Here is an 18092-nt window from a genome sequence, read left to right as displayed (position 1 = left end):
GCGGGGGAAAAAGACATGTCGAACGGATGGAAGGAATCGGCATCCGCCTGGATTGCCGAACAGGCGGAAGACGGTGATTACGGTCGCGTTTATGTTCTCGACAAACCGATGCTGGAGCGCGTCAGCGGCCGCGGTTTTAAAAACGCACTCGATGTCGGCTGCGGCGAGGGCCGCTTCTGCCGCATCCTCAAGGACCTTGGAATCAAGCCGGTCGGTATTGACCCGACCGAGGAATTGCTGGCGCAGGCGCAGGCCCGTGATCCCGAAGGAGACTATCGTTTCGGTTATGCGGAGGCGCTGGAGTTTCCCGATGCTTCCTTCGATCTGGTTGTAAGCTACCTCTCGCTCATCGATATTCCCTATCTGCGCAAGGCCATCGCTGAAATGGTCAGGGTACTTGCACCGGGTGGAACCCTGCTGATTGCCAATCTCAACAGCTTCAACACGGCGGGACAGCCGGCAGGCTGGCAGCCCGATATCAATGGCGATCCGCGCTTCTATGTTGATCATTATCTTGAGGAGCGTGTGGACTGGGTGGAGTGGCGCGGTATCCGCATCCAGAACTGGCATCGGCCGCTGAGCACCTACATGTCGCTACTCCTTGGCCACGGTCTTGCCCTGCGCCATTTTGCCGAACCAGCACCGTATGGCGGCGATCCTGACAAGGCTGATCGCTACCGCCGGGTGCCCTATTTCCTTGTCATGGAATGGCAGAAGAACGGCTGAGCGCAAATCTCCGGTTTTCGCCATTGGAAAGGCAAGCGGAGCATCCTATAAGACCATCAATTCCGGCGGGTGCCGGTCGATTTCCCGAGCAATGTAGGGCGTTATGAGCAATCCGGTTCTGGTTGAAGTTTTTCGCGGCGAAACAGTGGAGAGCCGTCATCGCGGCGCGGTTGTTGTCACCGATGGCGACGGCAGGATTGTCTATTCGGTTGGCGATATCGAACGGCCGACCTTTCCCCGGTCGGCAATCAAGGCAATCCAGGCGCTGCCGCTGGTGGAAAGCGGCGCCGCCGATGCCTATGGTTTTGGCAATGAGGAACTGGCCATGGCCTGCGCGTCGCATTCGGGCGAACCGCTGCATGTGAGCAAGGCCGCCGACATGCTCGGCCGTGCCGGTCTCGACCTCTCCGCGCTGGAATGCGGCGCGCATTGGTCATCCGATCAGTCCGTGCTGATCGCGCAGGCCCGCAGCATGCAGGAGCCGACGGCGCTGCACAACAACTGCTCCGGCAAGCATTCCGGATTTCTCTGCACCTGCGTGCATCTCGGCATCGAGACTGCAGGCTATTCGACCCTGGGATCGCCGACGCAGACCATGGTATGCGAAGCCATGGAGAGCGTAACCGGTGCGGTTCATGCACTGGATCGCTGCGGCACCGATGGTTGCTCCATCCCGACCTATGCCATTCCGCTGAAAAGCCTTGCCCATGGCTTTGCCCGCATGGTGACGGGCACCGGCCTGCCGCCGGTGCGGGCCAAGGCTGCAAAGCGTCTGCTCGATGCCACCATGGCAGCCCCATATTATGTTGCAGGCACCAACCGTGCCTGCACGCGGCTGATGGAAATGGCGCCGGGACGCATCTTCGTCAAGACCGGCGCGGAAGGTGTTTTCGTTGCGGCTCTGCCGGAATTCGGCCTCGGCATCGCAATCAAATGCGACGACGGTGCGACACGCGCCTCCGAAGCGATGGTTGCGGCAGTCCTTGCCCGGATTTTCCGCAATGACGCGGAACTGGAATCGAAGCTCGACCGGTTTGCCGACCGCGAAATGCGCAACTGGAACGGCATCACCTATGGCGTTGTCAGCCCGGCCGATATTCTGACGGAAGCCAATATCAACTGAGAATGTTGCGCTCGACGATCAGCCCGTCATAGCCGCTGGCATTCTGCCGGGCGAGATCCTTGGTCACCGCATCCATCCAGCGGTGGCCGAGAATGCCGCCCCGGACGGCTTTTCCAATGATATTGTCGGTGACGATGGCGGAGCCAACGCCATCGACGACACTGACATAAATGCCGGTGCCCGCCTGCCGGATCACATTGCCCGTCGCCGTGAGGTTGCGCATGTAGGGGCCCCAGCCCAGCTTGATGCCATAGAGGGCCGCGTTCTCGATGACGTTGCCCGTCACGGCAATATCCGCTTCGACGCTGATGCCGATGCCGAAACCCGGCGCATCGGCGGGATAGGGCCCGATGGCCGTGAGGTTGCGCACCACATTGCCGCTGCAGGTGCCCATGCGCCCGCCGCCGTCGAAATTGACCATGGAAATGCCGCTGGCTGCGCCATCGACGATGTTGTTGGCGATGACGGCGCCTTCGAAGGCGAATTCGGAATAAAGCGCCATCTCGCCGCTGCCGGTGCAATTGTTGCCGATGATCTGGACGTTGTTTCCGGCATTGGCGCGGACGGCGGAGAAGGCGCAGTTCTTCAGCACATTGTTGGAAACAAGCACGTTGCCGGCACGGAACACATTGATGCCATTGCCGTTCTGGCCGGTGCCGCCGCCATCGGCGCGGATATTCTCGACGCGGTTGCCGCTGACGATGGTCCCGTCCGGTCCCTGCGCATCGCGAAAGATCAGGATGCCGCCATTGCCGCACGCGCCGACATGGTTGGCAGTGATGTCGAGGCCGGTGGATTGCGACGCGAAAATACCCGCATCGCGTGCGCCGCTGATGCGGTTGTTGCGGATACTGCCGCCGCATTGAGAAAGCGCGATGGCGTTTTTGGCCGATGCCACGACATCGCAATCCTCGATGACGATCCGGGTGACATTGGCAGCATCGACCAGTGCCTTGACGCTGCCGGCAAGCGGCTGGTTCGCGCCGTCGATGACAAGTCCGCTGAGGCGGATCTGCGTGCCGCTGCTGGCCCTGAGAAAGGAACCGCCGCCTCCGTAGACGAGGCGGGTTGCGCCGGGAATGCCGGCGAGATTGGTCCGTGCGGGCAAATCCACGCCGGAAACAATATAGGTTCCGGGTTGCAGGAAAATCTGGTCGCCGGTCTGGCTCGCCTTCTGCAGGAGGGCATTGAGCGCCTTGCCCTGATCGTCAGGCGATCCCGGATTGAGCCCTGCGGAGGTCGCCGCAAAAGTCCGGGCGGGCAGGAGTGCCCCGGCACCAAGACCGGCCATGCCACCGAGAACAAGACGTCTGTCGATCACGGGCTTTACCTCAGGTTCAGCGTTTGGACAGGCCAGGGATTGTGCGTCTTCTGGCCAATCGATTGATGGCACTTGCAGCTTGCTCAGGCAAGGCATACCTTCACCCGATGAGCAGAGCTTTCACCAAGGAAGATGACAGCAATTCATCGATTGATCTGGGCGAGCGCCCCGTCAGTCCGCACCGGAATCTGGTGACCGAAAACGGTCTTGCCATGATCGACGCGGAGATCGCTGCCCTGCACGAGGAACTGGCCAAGGGCAATGCCGAAGCCGATCGCGATCTGATCGCGCGGGCATCGCGCGATCTGCGCTACTGGACGGCGCGGCGCGAGACGGCGGAGGTTTCCCATCCCGACCCCGCCAGCTCCGTGGTGCGCTTCGGCATGACGGTGACCATCGCCGATGAGCACGATACCCGCCACAGCTGGGCCATTGTCGGCGAGGACGAGGCCGATGCCAGCCACGGCAAGATTTCGCATGTCTCGCCCATGGCGCAACTGATGTTCGGCAAATCGCTCGGCGATATTTTCGAACTCAACGGCCGCGAATGGGAAATCATTGCGATCGGACTGCCGCAGGTTGAATCGGAATAACCAGAAAAAGCCTTAAACCATTCGCTTACAACGGCTTTTTGGCCGGTTGCCTCAATTGGGCTGGCAAAGCCAGGCTCAGCTTTGCGGATGCATCATAAGCCATTGCCATCTGCCCCAGACGCAATAGCAGACGGTATTAGGATCAATCCCTTATCCGTTTCTAAAACCTCAAGTTCGTCACCGATTTTAAGATTGTAACGATCAAGAATTTCATCTGGAATAATGAAACCAACTTCGTCTCCGATCTCTATCAAGGTGACCACATACATGATCTGCGCCCCAGTGTTGCGAATGAATTACAACACCTGCAGTCAAGTGAATCAAGATTGCTGATCTCATCACTTCGTCTTACAGCCAGCCCTTCTTGCGGAAGATCAGCAGCGGGATGACCGCCGAGGCGATCATCATGCCGATGGCCATGGGATAGCCCCACATCGTCTTGAGTTCCGGCATGAACTGGAAATTCATGCCGTAGATCGAGGCCACCAGCGTCGGCGGCATGAAAGCGACGGCCGCCACCGAGAAAATCTTGATGATGGCGTTCTGTTCGATGGAAATGAGGCCAACCACCGTGTCGAGCAGGAAGGTGATCTTGTTGGAAAGGAAGTCGACATAGGTGCTCAGCGACTGGGTGTCGCGCTCGAGCGACTTGATCCACGCCTTCGTCTCTTTCTTGTAGCTGTTCTGCTCGGTGATCGCGGCCATATACACGAGCAGGCGGCTCACCCCGGCAATGCTTTCACGCACCTTCGACAGAAACGCACCCTGGCCGCCGATCCGCGTGAGACTGTCGCGGAAATTCTTCGTCGTCATCGGCTTGTCATTGTCGGAACGGCGGAAGATCGTGTGGGAATTCTGATCGATATCGGAAGCGACGCCTTCGAGAATGTCGGCAATGCGATCCGTCACGGCTTCGATGATCCCAAGCAGAATGGTCACGCCGCTGCATTTTTCATTGATCAGCCCGTTGCCGGGCTTTGAGGCCCGGCTGACAAAAAGGCTGAAGGCCCGCGGCTCGGCATAGCGCACCGTCACCAGGAACGAACCCGTCAGGATGAACGAGATCGGGCTGATGGCGTGATGTTTGTCCTGGGTGAAATAGAGGATCGGCGCCGTCAGGTATTGTCCGCCATTTTCCGTATAGAAGCGGCTGGACTCCTCGATCTCCACCATATCCTCGCGGGTAGGAATGGCGGTCTTGGTCCAGGTTTCGGTCTGGACATCCTCGTCATGGGTGGGATTGAGCAGGTCGATCCAGACCGTATTGTCAGGCAGGGCATCGCCGACCTTGGCCGGGCGTGCGGCCAGATGGTCTGCTTCAAGCGTATAAACAACGATCATGTCACAATAAATCCAGCAAGGTATCAATAAGCTTTTCCGCCGCTTCGCCGATGACAGTACCGGGCGGAAAGATAGCGGTCGCGCCGGCCTTCAGCACGGCATCGAAATCCTGGGGCGGGATGACGCCGCCGACGATGATCAGGATGTCGTCGTGCTCGCGTCGTTTCAGCGCCTCTTTCAGTTCGGGAACAAGGGTGAGATGCCCGGCGGCCAGCGAGGACACGCCGACAATGTCGACATTGCTCTCAATGGCAAGCTCCGCCACTTCATCGGGTGTCTGGAACATGGCACCGACGATCACGTCGAAGCCGAGATCGCCGAACGCGGTTGCAATCACCTTCTGGCCGCGGTCGTGGCCGTCCTGGCCCATCTTGGCAACGAGGATGCGCGGCTTTTCGCCCGTCCGCTTTTCATAGGCGGCAGCCTTGGCCTGCACCCGGTCGATCACTGCGCTCTTGCCGACTTCCTTCCGATAGACGCCGGAAATGGTGCGGATATCGGCGACATGGCGGCCATAGGCCTTTTCCAGCGCCAGCGATATTTCGCCAACCGTTGCCCGCGCCCGTGCAGCCTTGATGGCAAAGTCGAGCAGATTGCCGGTGCCGGATTTCGCCGCGCTGGTCAGGGCGGCGAGCGCGCTGTCCACAGCGGTCACATCGCGCGTGCCCTTGAGCTGCTGCAGTTTCGACAGCTGGCGGGCGCGCACTTCGGCATTGTCGATTTTCAGCACATCGATTTCGACGTCCTCGGCCGGCCGGTATGAATTGACCCCGATCACCGGCTGCTGGCCGCTGTCGATGCGGGCCTGGGTTCGCGCCGCTGCCGCCTCGATGCGCAGTTTGGGAATGCCCTGCTCGATGGCTTTTGCCATGCCGCCGAGCGTTTCGATTTCCTCGATATGGGCAAGGGCGCGGGTGGCGAGATCATGCGTCAGGCGTTCCACATAGGCCGAACCACCCCAGGGGTCGATGATGCGCGTGGTGCCGGATTCCTTTTGCAGGATCAGCTGGGTGTTGCGGGCGATGCGGGCCGAATGGTCGGTCGGCAGGGCCAGCGCCTCGTCGAAGGAATTGGTGTGCAGCGACTGGGTGTGGCCCTGGGTCGACGCCATGGCCTCGATCATGGTGCGCATGATGTTGTTGTAGGGGTCCTGCGCGGTGAGCGACCAGCCTGATGTCTGCGAATGGGTGCGCAGGGAGAGCGAGCGTTCGTCCTTCGGATTGAAGTTCTTCTTCAAAAGCACCGCCCAGAGCAGGCGCGCGGCGCGCATCTTGGCCACTTCCATGAAGAAATTCATGCCGATGGCCCAGAAGAACGACAGGCGCGGGGCGAAAGTGTCGATGTCGAGCCCGGCGGCGACACCGGCCCGGGCATACTCGATGCCGTCGGCAATGGTGTAGGCAAGCTCGAGATCGGCGGTCGCACCGGCTTCCTGCATGTGGTAGCCGGAAATCGAAATCGAGTTGAATTTCGGCATGTTCTTCGATGTGTAGGAAAATATGTCCGAAATGATGCGCATCGAAGGCTGCGGCGGATAGATGTAGGTGTTGCGCACCATGAACTCTTTCAGAATGTCGTTCTGAATGGTTCCGGCGAGCCGTTTCTGGTCGACACCCTGTTCTTCGGCGGCAACGATATAAAGCGCCAGAATTGGCAGAACCGCGCCGTTCATGGTCATCGACACGGTCATCTCGCCGAGTGGAATACCGTCGAACAATTGCTGCATGTCGAGAATGGAATCGATGGCAACGCCCGCCATCCCGACATCGCCGGCCACGCGCGGATGATCGCTGTCATAGCCGCGGTGCGTGGCAAGATCGAAGGCGACGGAAAGGCCCTTTTGACCGGCCGCCAGATTGCGCCGGTAAAAGGCATTGGATTCTTCGGCGGTCGAAAACCCCGCATATTGCCGGATGGTCCAGGGCTGCTGGACATACATGGTGGGGTAGGGCCCGCGGATGAACGGCGCGGAGCCTGGAAACGTGTTGAGATGGGCAAGGCCCTTCAGCGCCGCATCGCCATAGGCGCGCTTGACGCGGATGCCCTCCGGTGTTTTCCACACCGCCGCTTCCGGCTTGCGGGCCGACGATTTGGGTTCTTGCCAGTCGATCTGGGTAAAATCGGGAACTCTCATTCTGCGGAAGCCTGCAATGTTTCATCGATGCGCGGGAAGGTCAGCGGCTCGCAGTGAACCACGCCATCCGTCGGCAGCGGCATGTGGGGGGCATCAAGCACGGTCACCGGCCGCTCGTCCCTGGCAGGGAAAAGTGTCGTTCCGATGATCGCACGCTTGCCGGAGCGATATTCTTCACTGCGCGCCTTGCGGGCCGCGATGACGCGCTGTTGGAAGCGGTCTTCGACCAGGCTCTGCAGGATGCCGCCTTCCTTTTCCAGCATCTGGAATTCCTTCCATGCGGCCTCGCACAGCGCGTCGGTCAGGGCTTCGATCGCGCCCGAACCGGCTCCCGGATCGGCGACGAAGGCGAGATTGCTCTCATCGGCCAGCACGAGCTGGGTGTTGCGGGCAAGCCGCCGCGCAAACGAATCGGGCAGGCCGTGGGTGATGGTATGCGGCAGGATGGCGAGGCTGTCGGCGCCGCCCACTGCCGCCGCGAAAGCGGCGATGGTGGTGCGCAGCGTATTGGTCTCGCAATCCTTCCTGGTCATCATCCGCATGGAGGTTTCCGCATGGATGGTTGCGGCCGAAGGCGGGATGCCGCAGGCCTCCTGCAGACGTGCCCACAGACGGCGCAGCGCCCGCAGCTTGGCAATGGACAGGAACTGATCCTGATCGACAGCGATGGAAAAACCGATATGCGGAGCGGCGTAGACAATCGGCTGGCGTGCTTCCTCGAACAGGCGGAAATGCCCCGATGCGATGGATAGCATGGCGCCCAGTTCCTGCGCCTCCGTTGCACCGGCATTGTGATAGACGCGGCCATCGGCCTCCAGCACGATCCCCGGCAGATCGGTGGAGAAGAACCCGGCCAGTGACTGCGGCAGGGATGCCTTGAGCGCCGCCAGCGTCATGCGCAGGCGGCCGGTTCCGGCCAGCGTTGCCGCGGGATCGATGCCCAGCGAGAAACTCAATGTCTTCGGATTGATGTTGCGCGGACGCATGTAGTCGACGAACCAGTCGGCGCAGGCGCGGCTGCGCGGATGCACATCCATGCGCAGGTGGATCATCTCCAGATGCACGCCGCGCAACACCTGATCGACCGCCTCGCGCGTTGACGGCAGACCGTAGCCAAACGCATTGGGCGCCCCTTCGAACACCAGCGAAATACCGGTCGCACCGTTTTCCAGATCTTCCAGAAGCTGCCTGTTGGCGCGTACCGGGTCCGGATCGTCGATGCGCTGGACGATATGCCATGGCTGCGCCGGATTGCGGCGCGGGGTCAGCCGGGCATTCTTGCGGCGTTCATACAGCGGCTCGATGGCGATATTGTCGTCCGTCCGTGAGACGAGGGCCTCATGGAAATCCGCACCCTTCAGGGCTTTCTGGGCCAGTTTGACCCAGTCCTCGCGGTTTGCCGCGGCAAACGCCGTGTCCTTTAGGATAGACGCGTCCATGCTCACTCCCGGTCGAATCAAACCGGTTTTCCGCGAAATGAGATCATTTCGGCTGGAAACCGGCGTCACTGTTGGTTTTCGGTGCGCAAAAACGCAATGTGCGTCATGCCCGATATTTCCTGCCAACTTTAGGGGGTGTTATGCTGCTTCGCAATAAAACAAAATATATGGCCCTGAGATATTGGACCCGGAAATCCCGCTTCGGCTCGTCAAGACAGGTCCATGTATCGGCCCATCGAAGTGACGGACCGATGAGTCCCTGATTTCCTCGGGATCGATGAGGCCGGCAGCAGCCTTGATCCGCTTACGGATGCGACTTACTGATGCGATCGGCCGGACCCGCCGCTATAGCTGGTCCGGTAGCGGGGAATGAAGGCCCTGTGGCCGTCCGGCCGGGTCATTCCGGGACGCCCGTTCCAGCCGTGACGATTGCCGCGGTAGTCCCAACGGCGTCCGCCATAATAGCGCCGGCCGTAACCTCGCCCGTAGTAATCCCGGCTGTAATAGCCACGTCCATAGCGCGGACCGCCAAAATAGATCGAATCATAGTAGCCGCCATAGCCGCCATAATAACCGCCATAGCCGCTATATCCCCGATAATAGGTGCCTTCCACGCACCCGGACAGCGCCAGGCCCGAAAACCCGATCATGGCGGCAACGAAAAGAGACTTGATAGACATCGGATGTACTCCCGAACATCGTTCTTGTTTGCTCAAACAAGTTCAGTCCCGAATGGTTCCTTAAATTCTTCTTCCGTTCCAGTATATTTTGTATGACAACACCCGAAGGACAGTCACAATTCAGCTGTGCCGGTAATCTATTGTGTTCGTTGCAGAAAGTTGGCGTGCGGGCGGTTTATGAAATCAGCGCGCCGCACGCAGAAAAACGTACTCGATCCCGTCGATCTCGTCCATTTCCTCGCCGACTTTGGCAAAGCCCAGACGCTGCACGATCCGAAGCGACGGCGGGTTTTCAGGCGATACGGATGCGGCAAAAAATTGGACGCCGTGGACATCGCGCGCCCAGTCCATAACGGCCTCTGCCGCTTCGGATGCGTAGCCTTGTCCTCTGTCATCGTTGAAGATGAGATAGCCGAACTCGACCGCATGGCGCGCATAGGACTGCAGATAATCGGGGTCTGGCCGGGTGTGAAACCGGATGTGGCCGACCATGCGCCGTTCCCCGGTCAATATGATCGCACGCACCGACCATGGCAGATAGTCCGGGTCTTCGTTAAGGCGCATCTGGCCGTATTCGAGGGCACCGGGGTCTTCCAGCAGCTCGTGCGGTATCGCTGTTCCGGTGATGCGGCTGGCCTGGGCGAGATCACCGGCCAGACAGGCGGTAACCGCTTCGGCGGGCATGAGCCGAAGGGTGAGGCGGGGCGTGACGATATCTTCGATAGCGGGTGCGGCGTGGTCTGTGGTCATGCGCGGCAACCTATCCGCCGGTTTGACATTCATCAAGCGGGCGGCGTCCGGTCAGGAGCGGACAGCCGTTCCTTTGTCCAGTATGGCGCACAGCTGCACGAATTCGGTCGCCTCGATGGGCGTATCGCCGTTGATGTAAATTCTCGACACGTCCCGAAGCTGGGGAATGGCCATGCACGCCTGATCGACAGTTGGATATTTGTGCTCCGTGGAAGCCAGATTGTTGTCGAGGGTGAGTACGATTGTTTCTGCGTCGCGATTGACATCAGATGGATCGATCACGGTCTGCTCCTGGTGCTCATTGACTTGCGAGCACCGATTTTACGGCAAATGGCAGCAATGCCAAGCGCCGAAAAACCGGCGCTGTGGATAACCTGTTAATCATCCTCCTGGTCAAGGGACCTGTCGCAATGCAGGTCCGGCAACCAGGAAAGGGCGGATTGCCGCCACAGTTCCTCCCGGGGAACAAGGCTGTCGCGCTGCGTCATGCAACCGGTACGCAGCATGTAACGGGCTGGATGCGTATCGGTACCGGTGGAGTAGAGTGGAGTCCCGCAGTCCGCGCAAAATCCCTGAATGCGCTGTCTGCCACTATCGGCTGTCTTTACATAGGTTTTTGGGGTGCCGCCGACAAACCGCAGTGCGCTCGCAGCTGCAGGCACGGAGACCCGGAATGCGGTGCCTGTGAGCTGCTGGCAGTCGGTGCAGTGACAGATCGTGACCGCAGCAGGGTCCACATCCGCTTCGAATCTGATCTTGCCGCAATGGCAGGAGCCATCCACTTTCATTGCGTTTCTCCCGTTCGGGCACGAACCCGGCAGTCTGGAATTTCCAGAGCTAGGCGCCGAGCGCTTCCGGCTTTTTGATCTCGATTTCGACAAAGGCAATCGCATGCGGGGAGCCGTTCATGACATCGTGTTTGATGCCCGACGGGCGCTGGTAGGACTGGCCTGCCGTCAGTGGCACGTCGGTGACGTCGGTTCCGTTGTGAATGCGCAGGATTCCATCCACCAGCATGACAACGAAATAGGGCCATCCGTGCTCATGCCAGCCGGTGACCGCGCCCGGCTGAAAATCCCAGCGGGTAATGCGCACGGCATCATCGTCTTGCTGAACGGTCGGTATGGCAGGCAGATCGCACTGGAAGGCCAATTGTCGTGTTCCCGGTTGCAGTGATGTCTCCGGTTGCCGATCCAATCCTGTCCGCAGCAGGAAAGCAAGTGGCTTCGGCCCGGTGTCAGAGCCCGCGGCTGCAGGTCGCCGCCGCGCGGCCCTGCTGCCATTGCTCGCGCACGGCCGCTGCCGCGTTCAGCGCGGCGAACAGGCACAGGGCCGCGCACAGCAGCGCGACGGCCAGACGAAACGGCTTTTGCGGGGGACTGGCATGCAGCGCAAGGCCGGTGCCGTAAATCAGCAGGGCCGGCACCGCATAGAAAAGCACCTGAAGCGGCCCGTCGCAATCCACGCCGTCGATGCCTTGCGCCTTGTATTCATTGACCGGGAGCCCGCCCGCCAGAATCGCCAGTGGCAATGCCGCGATGAGCAAGAGATACCCCAGCCATTTCAGACGCATGCTTGCCATGAACACGGTGATCTCAGGGAGCGCGAAGGGGATCCTGCAGGGAATGGGGCGGTATCTGCCCGGGACCGGCTTGTTTTTTCGAGAACAGCGCAAGAGCTCCCAGCAGGGCAAACATAAGAACAAGCACGCCGATCACAAGGCATTTGTGTCTCATCAGGCATCTCCATTGTGACGTCGATGTGACTGTGAAACAGTTTTTTGGCAGCAATCGGGTCGCAGGTCAAATTCCGGGTCTGCGGCGTGGGCCGGATGCCTGGTTCGGGCAAGAAAAAACCCGGCAGGACGACCGTGCCGGGTTTTGCTTCGGGTGGGAATCAGCGGCAGACGCGCACTTTTCTGACAATGATTCGGCCATGGACGCGATGCCGTTCCGTGCGCACGAAGCAGTGGCGATTCCACCGGCGATGGTGGCGTCTGTAGCCTGGCCGATAGTCGACATTCTGGATCAGGCTGCCCGTGGTTCCGGCAGGGCTGGCGGTCTGGGCCAGCGGGACGGAGAGCGGGGCTGCTTCGGACGGCGCATTGAACGCCATCAGGGATGTCAGGGCGATCGCTGTAGCAAGTATCAGGCTTTTCATTTTGAACCTCTGAGCTATTGACGCTAACAACAATACACCCGGGTTGCGCCGTGTTCCCATATTACAAAAATTTTAGGTTGGGCGGTGCGGGAAGACACGGTTGCAACCCTATGGCGAATCGTTGGCTTGCCATCCGGGCAGAGCCTGCTGCTCCTCCTCCGTCAGATCAATCGCAAAGGTGCCAATGGTCCTGTTGCCCTTGGCAAAGGCGAGGACCGACAGCAGGCTTGTCACCAGGGCCGGGTCTTCGGCTTTCGGATAGATGTGCAATGCAAGCGTGGCCATATCGACCCACGCCCGTTCATAGGCGTCCATCAGCCATTCCGGGATCGGCGGATTGCGGTCATTGTTGAGGCGGGCGGCTTCAATGGCGGCAACGAGGGCAAAGGCGTTCCAGTCCTTGAGCTTGAGCTGCCAGGCAATCCGCACGATTTCCGGGACGGCGGCATAGGCGGCGGTGTCCACATCGCCCCGGTGGTGCAGGTTTTCCCACAGCTCGTGCCAGGCAAGGGTAAAATCACCCTGCTCAAGCGCCTGCAGCGCATCCGCCGGGTTGTAGAGGTCGCGATAGCCGCTGAGAAGCGTGTACCAGCGCTCATCGGTCCAGGCCAACAAACTCATGACTGCCCCCTGCATGTTCTCACCCGGCCAATCAACCGCGTTGTCACGGGGAAAGCAAGAACGTCTGCTAATCCTGATAAATATAGGATGCGCACATATCGCTGTTGCTGGACGGCGCCTTGCCGCCGGTAAACACGGCCACTTCCGTCAGCCCTTCCCCAGCACCCCAGGTGGCGACATAGGAAACATCGCCGGAACCGCACAGCTTGTTGCCGTTTTCCAGTTCGGGATCCGCAGGGGTTTCGACCTTGTAGACCGATGCGTTGACACTCTTTCCGTCGACAATGAAGTGGTCGCCGAGCAATGACGAAAAAGCCAGAGCCTCGCCATTGGCAAAGGTGATGCTGAAATCATCCATCGTGATGTCGCCTGTGATGCTCTGGGCGGTGTTGCTGTAGGCCGTGTACGTGTCTCCCTCGGCCCATGCTTGGCCGCCCTGGGCGGCGAGAACGAGAAAAGTGGCGGGCACGAGACAACGTAAGGTGTATTTCAAGCGCAGCCCTCCGGTCGAACCTGTTGGGATGGGCGGCGATACTGCCGCACCCGTTCTGGACGATTTTGCAACAATCGTCTTGGCATTGATCTAATAGGCTTTTTCCGGCATCGCGCAAGCTCGAACGGCTGTCGTCGAGCGCTTTAAAATTCCCTTTCGCGTCTTACTGCCCCGGGGCAGGTGGCGCCCGAAGGCACAACGAAAACCGCCATTTGCCGGGTTATCGCTTCGGCAAACGGCTGAAATCGTCAAAGCTGCCCGGTCACGCGCAACCGGCCAGGCAGCGGCTGTCAGCGGCGGATGGCCCGCCCGACACCGACCAGAATGCAGGCACCGATGAATCCGGCGATGAGATAGCCGATCCAGCCGGTCAGAACGATGCCGAACACCGATAGAATGGCATTGGCAAGAACCGCGCCGACGATACCCAGAATGATATTCATGATGATGCCGGTATCGCTCTTCATGAACATCTCGGCCAGCCAGCCGGCCAAGCCGCCGATAATGATGGCTGCAATCCAGCCCACGCCTGCAGTTCCCATATCAATACCCTCCGTTGTGAACATTCACGATCATTCAAACGGCCTCATCCGCCGTTTGTTCCGCGCGGCACGATCTATTTCCATTGTTTGGCCGGACGCCAGCCGTCTTCGTCATCCCGTTCACGCAGCCAGCGCCTGATTTCGCGGCAGCTGCGCGGGCGGCCGTCGCTGACCCTGCCATCGGTGCAGGGATCGTAGCGCTCCCGGCGTTCCCGGTAGCGTTCCCGGTAGCGGTCGCGGCGCTCGAGCATGCGCATGATTTCGCGGCAACTGCGCGGTTTGCCGTCGCTGTAGCGGCCATCCGTGCAGGGGTCGGTGTCATACTGGACGAAGTGGGTCAGTGGCTGAGCGGTACCGCGCAACGGGTTGATGGCTGGCGGTTCAGCCGCCATGGCCGGGGCCATGCTTGCCAGCAGGGCGGCCAAGAGCAGGATATGGCAGAGGCGTCGCATGGTGGTTCTCCAGAACCGATGCGATGGAATGTGGGGAGAAGCACCGGTCCGCAACAGCAATCGGCGCGTACCATTGCCATAGCATTGCAAGATTGTCGCGGAGGCGACTTATTTGCCCGGTTTGCGGCGGGCGGTCCACCCGCACGCCGTTGCGCCTGGAAATGCGGTCAGGGCACCAGATAATGCTGGTCCCATTCGTTCTTGGGGATTTTTTCGCCGATCCGGTATTTGAAGGCGACGATTTCCATATTGTCGTCATTCGTCGTGCATTTGAATGCCAGGTGATACCATTCGCCCCGGCTGCGAAAGGCGGCGCCGCGCGATTTGATCGCATGCGGGTCGACTTTCGGGTCGGCAAAGGCATAGGCCAGCACCTTGTCGGGATTGTAGCCGTTCTGGTCCTTGCGGATGCGCTCCATCGCTTCGACATCGCAGCGCTGTTCCAGCCGGGTCTGCGGATCGAGTTTTTCAAGGCCGGCTTCCATTCTCGTGTCCATAGCAACCGCCGATTGCAGGGACAGGGCAAGAATGGCGAACAGCAGCATTGGCTTTTTCATGGATGGGATCAGCCTTCTCTATCTGCCGTGGGCCAGCCCTTGGCAGCGATGTTGAGGAATCAGGCCGTGCAGCCTGTTTGTCGAATCGCGGGGAGAGGAAATTTGCCCAAAGTGGCGGGAAAGTCAAAACGGGATGGTTCAAGACCGTTGCTGCAACCGGCACACGGGTTGGGTATGGGCGTTTTGCACGGTATCATTGCGCAGTCTGACCAAGGGGAGACACATCAGATGAGCGATGACGAGCAGGCAATACGCACAGTGGTGGATACCTGGCTTGCCGCCAGCCAGGCAGGAGATACCGCGACGGTTCTCAGCCTGATGACGGACGATGTGGTGTTTACGGTTCCCGGCCGGGAACCGTTCGGCAAGGAGATGTTTGCCGCGGCGTCCGAGGGCCTGAAAGAGATGCGCATGGAAGGCACGAGTGAAATTGTCGAGCTTCAGATCCTCGGGCAATGGGCCTTCATCCGCAACCATATCCGCATTGCCATCACGCCTGCGGGTGGAACGGTGCAGCGGCGTTCAGGATACACGCTGACATTGCTGCGCAAGGAAGCGGATGGCAAATGGCGGTTGGCGCGCGATGCCAACATGGTGACGCAAGAGAGCTGACGGCGGTTATGCCCGCCGTGCCGTCACGATCCACGTGCCCGTGCCGATGAAGACGCCGTCCGGTGTGGCATAGGCGGCAAGCTCGCGCCGGATGGCTTCCCAGGCGGCCTCCGCCCTGTCTGGAAACTGCCTGATATGTTCACCGACAAAGCCGATCTTGAGAATGCTCAGCACTTCGTCGATATCGCCGCCGCCGGTCCTCAGATCCAGCGGAGTGGCCTCGATGTCCGAAAAGCCGGCCGCAGTCAGGACCGAGTGAATACGCTCCGGCCTTGCCAGTGAAAATGCACCCGGGCCCTGGCCGGGCAGGTCGGGAGCGGGAAGGTGCCCGCTTGCGACCCGGATCGGCATTTCGAACCATTCCACCTCGCGCCGGTCGCGCCAGCAGGCGAAGGCGAGCCGCCCGCCCGGTTTCAGCGTCTTGGCCAGATTGCTGAAGGCCGCGGCCGGATCGTCAAAGAACATCACGCCGAAGCGCGAGAACAGGCCGTCAAACCGGGCCGGGCCGAAGTCATGCGTCTGCGCGTTGGCCTCGATGAAATGCACATTGCCGAGGCGTTCGGCAGCCGCCTCCGCGCGGCCCGCGGCCAGCATTGACGGGGAGAGGTCGGCACCCCTAACGCTGCCATCCGGCCCCGCGGCACGGGCCAGCGCCAGCGATGTGCGGCCGCAACCGCAGCCGACGTCAAGGAAGGTCTCGCCCTGCCGCGGTGCCAGCGCCTTGATCGCCGCGTCGCCGATCGGGCCGAGCATCCGTTCCAGTGCATCCTGCAGGACGATCCAGTTGTGCGACCGGCTGTCGTCCCAAACGCCGGGGGTTCCTGTCTCCTGCTGGCTCTTATGGGAATCTGACATGGGAATCCTTGCTGTTGCCCGATCATTCATCCGCGCCGAGATCGAGATCGGCAAGTTCCTTTTCGCCAGCGCTGCGGGCTTCCTGTTCGGTCCTGTACGGGCCGATCTGCGGGCCTGCGTCACCGTCGATCACCAGAACATAATACCAGCTTGTATCATTCTTCTGACTGACGGCGACATGGCAGATCTGTTCGTTGCTCATGGGGATTCTCCCGCCTCGGGCGCATTGATCTCGTAAGCCACATGGCGGCGCAGCGGATGCCCTTCGGGCAAACCGGGATGATCGAATTCACCCATCTTGTGCATGCCGAGCCGCTGCATCAGGCCCCAGGAGGCGGTATTGGCTGGTGTTGTGAAGCTGACAATGCGGTCAAGCCGCAACGTCTGGAAGCCGTAGGCGAGCACGGCCTCAGCGGCTTCCCGGGCCAATCCCTTGCCCTGCCACGGCGTGGAAAGCCGCCAGCCGATTTCAACCGCTGGTGTAAAGAATGCCGTCCAAGGAATATGGACAAGCCCGCACATGCCGATCAGCGCCCCGCTCCGGCGGTCTTCCAGCGCCCAGAAGCCCCAGCCGTTTTCGGCAAAATGGGCATCGATGCGGTCAAGCATGGCGTCGGAACCCGTGCGCGTCAGCGGGGTCAGATAGCGCTGGACGGCGGGCTCGCTGTTGAGTGCAAAGAACGGCGCGCGATCTTCCGCCCGCCATTGGCGCAGGTAAAGCCGGGGAGTGTCGGGTTGCATGGCGCAATTATGGGAGTGAAGTCATGAGCCGTCAAGGCAAGGGGAACGCCCGCAGGTTTCGGGTGGCGCGGGGCGGGCGTGAAAGCCATGGATGGCCGCGCTGGCGTGTCTGTCACGCCAGCCCTGTTGAAATCCGAGAGGCGATACAATGAACAGTCTGAATGGAAAAACCGCCATTGTCACCGGCGCAAGCTCCGGCATCGGCTACGAAACGGCCAAGCTCTTCGCGCGGGAAGGCGCCCGCGTGGTCGTGGCTGCCCGGCGCGGGAACGAACTGGACAAATTGGTGGCGGAGATTGCCGGCGAGGGCGGCGAGGCCGTGGCGCTCGCGGGCAGCGTCGGCGATGCCGCCTATGCCAAAGCGCTGGTGGAGCTGGCTGAAGAAAAATTCGGCGGATTGGACATTGCCTTCAACAATGCCGGGATCAATGGCGAGATGGGGCCGACGCCGGATGTTTCGCTCGGCGGCTGGCAGGAGACGATCGATATCAATCTGACATCGGCGTTTCTGGCGGCAAAATATCAATTGCCCGCGATGCAAAGGCGGGGCGGCGGATCGCTGATCTTCACGTCGACCTTTGTCGGTCACACCGCTGGCATGCCCGGCACTGCCGCCTACGCCGCCAGCAAGGCGGGGCTCATCGGCCTGATGCAGACACTGGCGGTGGAATTCGGGCCGCAAGGCATCCGTGTCAATGCGCTGTTGCCCGGCGGCACCGATACGACCATGGCGGAAGCCTGGATCGACACGCCGGAAAAGCGCGCCTTTGTCGAGGGAATGCATGCGCTCAAGCGGCTGGCAAAACCGGCGGAAATCGCCCGTTCCGTGCTTTATCTCGCCTCCGATGCCTCCAGCTTTACCACGGGCACGGCTATGCTGGTGGATGGCGGCGTATCGATCAACCGGACGTGAGGCTGGCCGGGCAGGCGCCGCGCGGCTTGCCGGCGCCTG

At 60.6% G+C, this 18092-nt stretch carries 25 protein-coding genes; 5 read left to right on the top strand and 20 right to left on the bottom strand.

Annotation, left to right across the window (positions count from 1 at the left end; translation table 11 throughout):
• Positions 1–15: 15 nt before the first annotated feature.
• Positions 16–726: a class I SAM-dependent methyltransferase gene (locus tag ACTJJ7_RS04310; protein ID WP_440965583.1), complete on the top strand. Its 711-nt coding sequence runs from the start codon at positions 16–18 to the stop codon at positions 724–726.
• Positions 727–829: 103 nt separating this feature from the next.
• Positions 830–1849, top strand: coding sequence for an asparaginase (locus ACTJJ7_RS04305; RefSeq protein ID WP_105737184.1), 1020 nt, complete (start codon positions 830–832; stop codon positions 1847–1849).
• Here ACTJJ7_RS04305 and ACTJJ7_RS04300 read toward each other — a convergent pair.
• Positions 1842–3170, bottom strand: a complete 1329-nt coding sequence (locus ACTJJ7_RS04300) for a TIGR03808 family TAT-translocated repetitive protein (protein WP_440965581.1) — start codon at positions 3168–3170, stop codon at positions 1842–1844. The genes ACTJJ7_RS04305 and ACTJJ7_RS04300 overlap by 8 nt on opposite strands.
• 107 nt (positions 3171–3277) lie before the next feature.
• On the opposite strand from ACTJJ7_RS04300, the gene ACTJJ7_RS04295 reads away from it, so the two are divergent.
• Positions 3278–3763, top strand: coding sequence for a GreA/GreB family elongation factor (locus ACTJJ7_RS04295; protein ID WP_130268915.1), 486 nt, complete (start codon positions 3278–3280; stop codon positions 3761–3763).
• 92 nt (positions 3764–3855) lie between these two features.
• Here ACTJJ7_RS04295 and ACTJJ7_RS04290 read toward each other — a convergent pair whose 3' ends face one another.
• From ACTJJ7_RS04290 to ACTJJ7_RS04215, 16 genes are all read right to left on the bottom strand, one after another.
• Entirely contained in the window at positions 3856–4032 is a 177-nt protein-coding gene (locus tag ACTJJ7_RS04290) for an AbrB/MazE/SpoVT family DNA-binding domain-containing protein (protein WP_440965579.1), read from the bottom strand.
• Positions 4033–4111: 79 nt separating this feature from the next.
• Entirely contained in the window at positions 4112–5104 is a 993-nt protein-coding gene (gene corA / locus ACTJJ7_RS04285) for a magnesium/cobalt transporter CorA (RefSeq protein WP_130268916.1), read from the bottom strand.
• Position 5105: 1 nt separating this feature from the next.
• Complete coding sequence (gene scpA / locus ACTJJ7_RS04280; protein ID WP_130268917.1) at positions 5106–7238, bottom strand: methylmalonyl-CoA mutase; 2133 nt, start codon at positions 7236–7238, stop codon at positions 5106–5108.
• Complete coding sequence (locus ACTJJ7_RS04275) at positions 7235–8677, bottom strand: methylmalonyl-CoA mutase subunit beta (protein WP_440965577.1); 1443 nt, start codon at positions 8675–8677, stop codon at positions 7235–7237. Before ACTJJ7_RS04275 ends, scpA begins: the two co-directional genes overlap by 4 nt.
• Before the next feature lie 317 nt (positions 8678–8994).
• On the bottom strand, positions 8995–9357 hold the full coding sequence (locus tag ACTJJ7_RS04270) for a hypothetical protein (protein ID WP_130268919.1): 363 nt from the start codon (positions 9355–9357) through the stop codon (positions 8995–8997).
• Positions 9358–9540: 183 nt separating this feature from the next.
• Positions 9541–10107 (bottom strand): GNAT family N-acetyltransferase, encoded by a 567-nt coding sequence (locus ACTJJ7_RS04265; protein WP_440965575.1) that lies wholly within the window; start codon positions 10105–10107, stop codon positions 9541–9543.
• Between the two features lie 51 nt (positions 10108–10158).
• Positions 10159–10389 carry a hypothetical protein gene (locus ACTJJ7_RS04260; RefSeq protein ID WP_440965573.1) on the bottom strand — a complete coding sequence of 77 codons (231 nt, stop codon included), beginning with the start codon at positions 10387–10389 and terminating at the stop codon, positions 10159–10161.
• Between the two features lie 95 nt (positions 10390–10484).
• The gene (locus ACTJJ7_RS04255) at positions 10485–10895 is read right to left on the bottom strand and encodes a GFA family protein (RefSeq protein ID WP_105737198.1); all 411 of its coding nucleotides are present in this window, start codon (positions 10893–10895) and stop codon (positions 10485–10487) included.
• 49 nt (positions 10896–10944) lie between these two features.
• On the bottom strand, positions 10945–11259 hold the full coding sequence (locus ACTJJ7_RS04250) for a cupin domain-containing protein (RefSeq protein WP_105737200.1): 315 nt from the start codon (positions 11257–11259) through the stop codon (positions 10945–10947).
• 85 nt (positions 11260–11344) lie between these two features.
• Positions 11345–11689: a hypothetical protein gene (locus ACTJJ7_RS04245; protein WP_440965874.1), complete on the bottom strand. Its 345-nt coding sequence runs from the start codon at positions 11687–11689 to the stop codon at positions 11345–11347.
• Between the two features lie 314 nt (positions 11690–12003).
• Positions 12004–12267 (bottom strand): hypothetical protein, encoded by a 264-nt coding sequence (locus ACTJJ7_RS04240; RefSeq protein WP_130268923.1) that lies wholly within the window; start codon positions 12265–12267, stop codon positions 12004–12006.
• Positions 12268–12375: 108 nt separating this feature from the next.
• On the bottom strand, positions 12376–12888 hold the full coding sequence (locus ACTJJ7_RS04235) for a hypothetical protein (RefSeq protein WP_440965571.1): 513 nt from the start codon (positions 12886–12888) through the stop codon (positions 12376–12378).
• Between the two features lie 67 nt (positions 12889–12955).
• A complete protein-coding gene (locus tag ACTJJ7_RS04230; RefSeq protein ID WP_440965569.1) occupies positions 12956–13381 on the bottom strand; it encodes a hypothetical protein in 426 nt (141 codons plus the stop codon).
• Positions 13382–13671: 290 nt separating this feature from the next.
• Entirely contained in the window at positions 13672–13923 is a 252-nt protein-coding gene (locus ACTJJ7_RS04225) for a GlsB/YeaQ/YmgE family stress response membrane protein (protein ID WP_105737370.1), read from the bottom strand.
• A gap of 74 nt (positions 13924–13997) precedes the next feature.
• A complete protein-coding gene (locus tag ACTJJ7_RS04220) occupies positions 13998–14375 on the bottom strand; it encodes a hypothetical protein (RefSeq protein WP_440965567.1) in 378 nt (125 codons plus the stop codon).
• Positions 14376–14542: 167 nt separating this feature from the next.
• Positions 14543–14932 (bottom strand): DUF930 domain-containing protein, encoded by a 390-nt coding sequence (locus tag ACTJJ7_RS04215; protein WP_105737210.1) that lies wholly within the window; start codon positions 14930–14932, stop codon positions 14543–14545.
• Positions 14933–15160: 228 nt separating this feature from the next.
• Here ACTJJ7_RS04215 and ACTJJ7_RS04210 point away from each other — a divergent pair, with 228 nt between their 5' ends.
• Positions 15161–15544 carry an SgcJ/EcaC family oxidoreductase gene (locus tag ACTJJ7_RS04210; protein WP_440965565.1) on the top strand — a complete coding sequence of 128 codons (384 nt, stop codon included), beginning with the start codon at positions 15161–15163 and terminating at the stop codon, positions 15542–15544.
• Positions 15545–15550: 6 nt separating this feature from the next.
• On the opposite strand, the gene ACTJJ7_RS04205 is transcribed toward ACTJJ7_RS04210, so the two are convergent.
• From ACTJJ7_RS04205 to ACTJJ7_RS04195, 3 genes are read right to left on the bottom strand one after another with little or no spacing between them, the layout of a single operon-like run.
• Complete coding sequence (locus ACTJJ7_RS04205) at positions 15551–16399, bottom strand: class I SAM-dependent methyltransferase (RefSeq protein ID WP_440965563.1); 849 nt, start codon at positions 16397–16399, stop codon at positions 15551–15553.
• Between the two features lie 22 nt (positions 16400–16421).
• A complete protein-coding gene (locus ACTJJ7_RS04200; RefSeq protein ID WP_105737216.1) occupies positions 16422–16601 on the bottom strand; it encodes a hypothetical protein in 180 nt (59 codons plus the stop codon).
• Positions 16598–17140 (bottom strand): GNAT family N-acetyltransferase, encoded by a 543-nt coding sequence (locus ACTJJ7_RS04195; protein ID WP_440965561.1) that lies wholly within the window; start codon positions 17138–17140, stop codon positions 16598–16600. The genes ACTJJ7_RS04200 and ACTJJ7_RS04195 overlap by 4 nt, the downstream gene beginning before the upstream one ends.
• Before the next feature lie 148 nt (positions 17141–17288).
• On the opposite strand from ACTJJ7_RS04195, the gene ACTJJ7_RS04190 reads away from it, so the two are divergent.
• Complete coding sequence (locus tag ACTJJ7_RS04190; RefSeq protein WP_105737220.1) at positions 17289–18053, top strand: SDR family oxidoreductase; 765 nt, start codon at positions 17289–17291, stop codon at positions 18051–18053.
• The last annotated feature ends 39 nt before the right edge of the window (positions 18054–18092 follow it).

The sequence above is a fragment of the Phyllobacterium sp. 22229 genome (assembly GCF_052056495.1).
Lineage (GTDB): Bacteria > Pseudomonadota > Alphaproteobacteria > Rhizobiales > Rhizobiaceae > Phyllobacterium > Phyllobacterium myrsinacearum.
The sequence above is the reverse complement of the archived record's forward strand: the minus strand, read 5'-3'. Positions and strand labels throughout refer to the sequence as shown.

Bases quoted from the DNA above. Each gene is read 5' to 3' on its own strand.
- ACTJJ7_RS04210 (WP_440965565.1), top strand. From the start codon at position 15,161: ATGAGCGATGACGAGCAGGCAATACGCACAGTGGTGGATACCTGGCTT.
- ACTJJ7_RS04215 (WP_105737210.1), bottom strand. From the start codon at position 14,932: ATGAAAAAGCCAATGCTGCTGTTCGCCATTCTTGCCCTGTCCCTGCAA.
- ACTJJ7_RS04220 (WP_440965567.1), bottom strand. From the start codon at position 14,375: ATGCGACGCCTCTGCCATATCCTGCTCTTGGCCGCCCTGCTGGCAAGC.
- ACTJJ7_RS04305 (WP_105737184.1), top strand. From the start codon at position 830: ATGAGCAATCCGGTTCTGGTTGAAGTTTTTCGCGGCGAAACAGTGGAG.
- ACTJJ7_RS04240 (WP_130268923.1), bottom strand. From the start codon at position 12,267: ATGAAAAGCCTGATACTTGCTACAGCGATCGCCCTGACATCCCTGATG.
- ACTJJ7_RS04195 (WP_440965561.1), bottom strand. From the start codon at position 17,140: ATGCAACCCGACACTCCCCGGCTTTACCTGCGCCAATGGCGGGCGGAA.
- ACTJJ7_RS04270 (WP_130268919.1), bottom strand. From the start codon at position 9,357: ATGTCTATCAAGTCTCTTTTCGTTGCCGCCATGATCGGGTTTTCGGGC.
- ACTJJ7_RS04190 (WP_105737220.1), top strand. From the start codon at position 17,289: ATGAACAGTCTGAATGGAAAAACCGCCATTGTCACCGGCGCAAGCTCC.
- ACTJJ7_RS04225 (WP_105737370.1), bottom strand. From the start codon at position 13,923: ATGGGAACTGCAGGCGTGGGCTGGATTGCAGCCATCATTATCGGCGGC.
- ACTJJ7_RS04295 (WP_130268915.1), top strand. From the start codon at position 3,278: ATGAGCAGAGCTTTCACCAAGGAAGATGACAGCAATTCATCGATTGAT.
- ACTJJ7_RS04200 (WP_105737216.1), bottom strand. From the start codon at position 16,601: ATGAGCAACGAACAGATCTGCCATGTCGCCGTCAGTCAGAAGAATGAT.
- ACTJJ7_RS04310 (WP_440965583.1), top strand. From the start codon at position 16: ATGTCGAACGGATGGAAGGAATCGGCATCCGCCTGGATTGCCGAACAG.
- ACTJJ7_RS04235 (WP_440965571.1), bottom strand. From the start codon at position 12,888: ATGAGTTTGTTGGCCTGGACCGATGAGCGCTGGTACACGCTTCTCAGC.
- ACTJJ7_RS04255 (WP_105737198.1), bottom strand. From the start codon at position 10,895: ATGAAAGTGGATGGCTCCTGCCATTGCGGCAAGATCAGATTCGAAGCG.
- corA (WP_130268916.1), bottom strand. From the start codon at position 5,104: ATGATCGTTGTTTATACGCTTGAAGCAGACCATCTGGCCGCACGCCCG.
- ACTJJ7_RS04265 (WP_440965575.1), bottom strand. From the start codon at position 10,107: ATGACCACAGACCACGCCGCACCCGCTATCGAAGATATCGTCACGCCC.
- ACTJJ7_RS04245 (WP_440965874.1), bottom strand. From the start codon at position 11,689: ATGGCAAGCATGCGTCTGAAATGGCTGGGGTATCTCTTGCTCATCGCG.
- scpA (WP_130268917.1), bottom strand. From the start codon at position 7,238: ATGAGAGTTCCCGATTTTACCCAGATCGACTGGCAAGAACCCAAATCG.
- ACTJJ7_RS04205 (WP_440965563.1), bottom strand. From the start codon at position 16,399: ATGTCAGATTCCCATAAGAGCCAGCAGGAGACAGGAACCCCCGGCGTT.
- ACTJJ7_RS04290 (WP_440965579.1), bottom strand. From the start codon at position 4,032: ATGTATGTGGTCACCTTGATAGAGATCGGAGACGAAGTTGGTTTCATT.
- ACTJJ7_RS04275 (WP_440965577.1), bottom strand. From the start codon at position 8,677: ATGGACGCGTCTATCCTAAAGGACACGGCGTTTGCCGCGGCAAACCGC.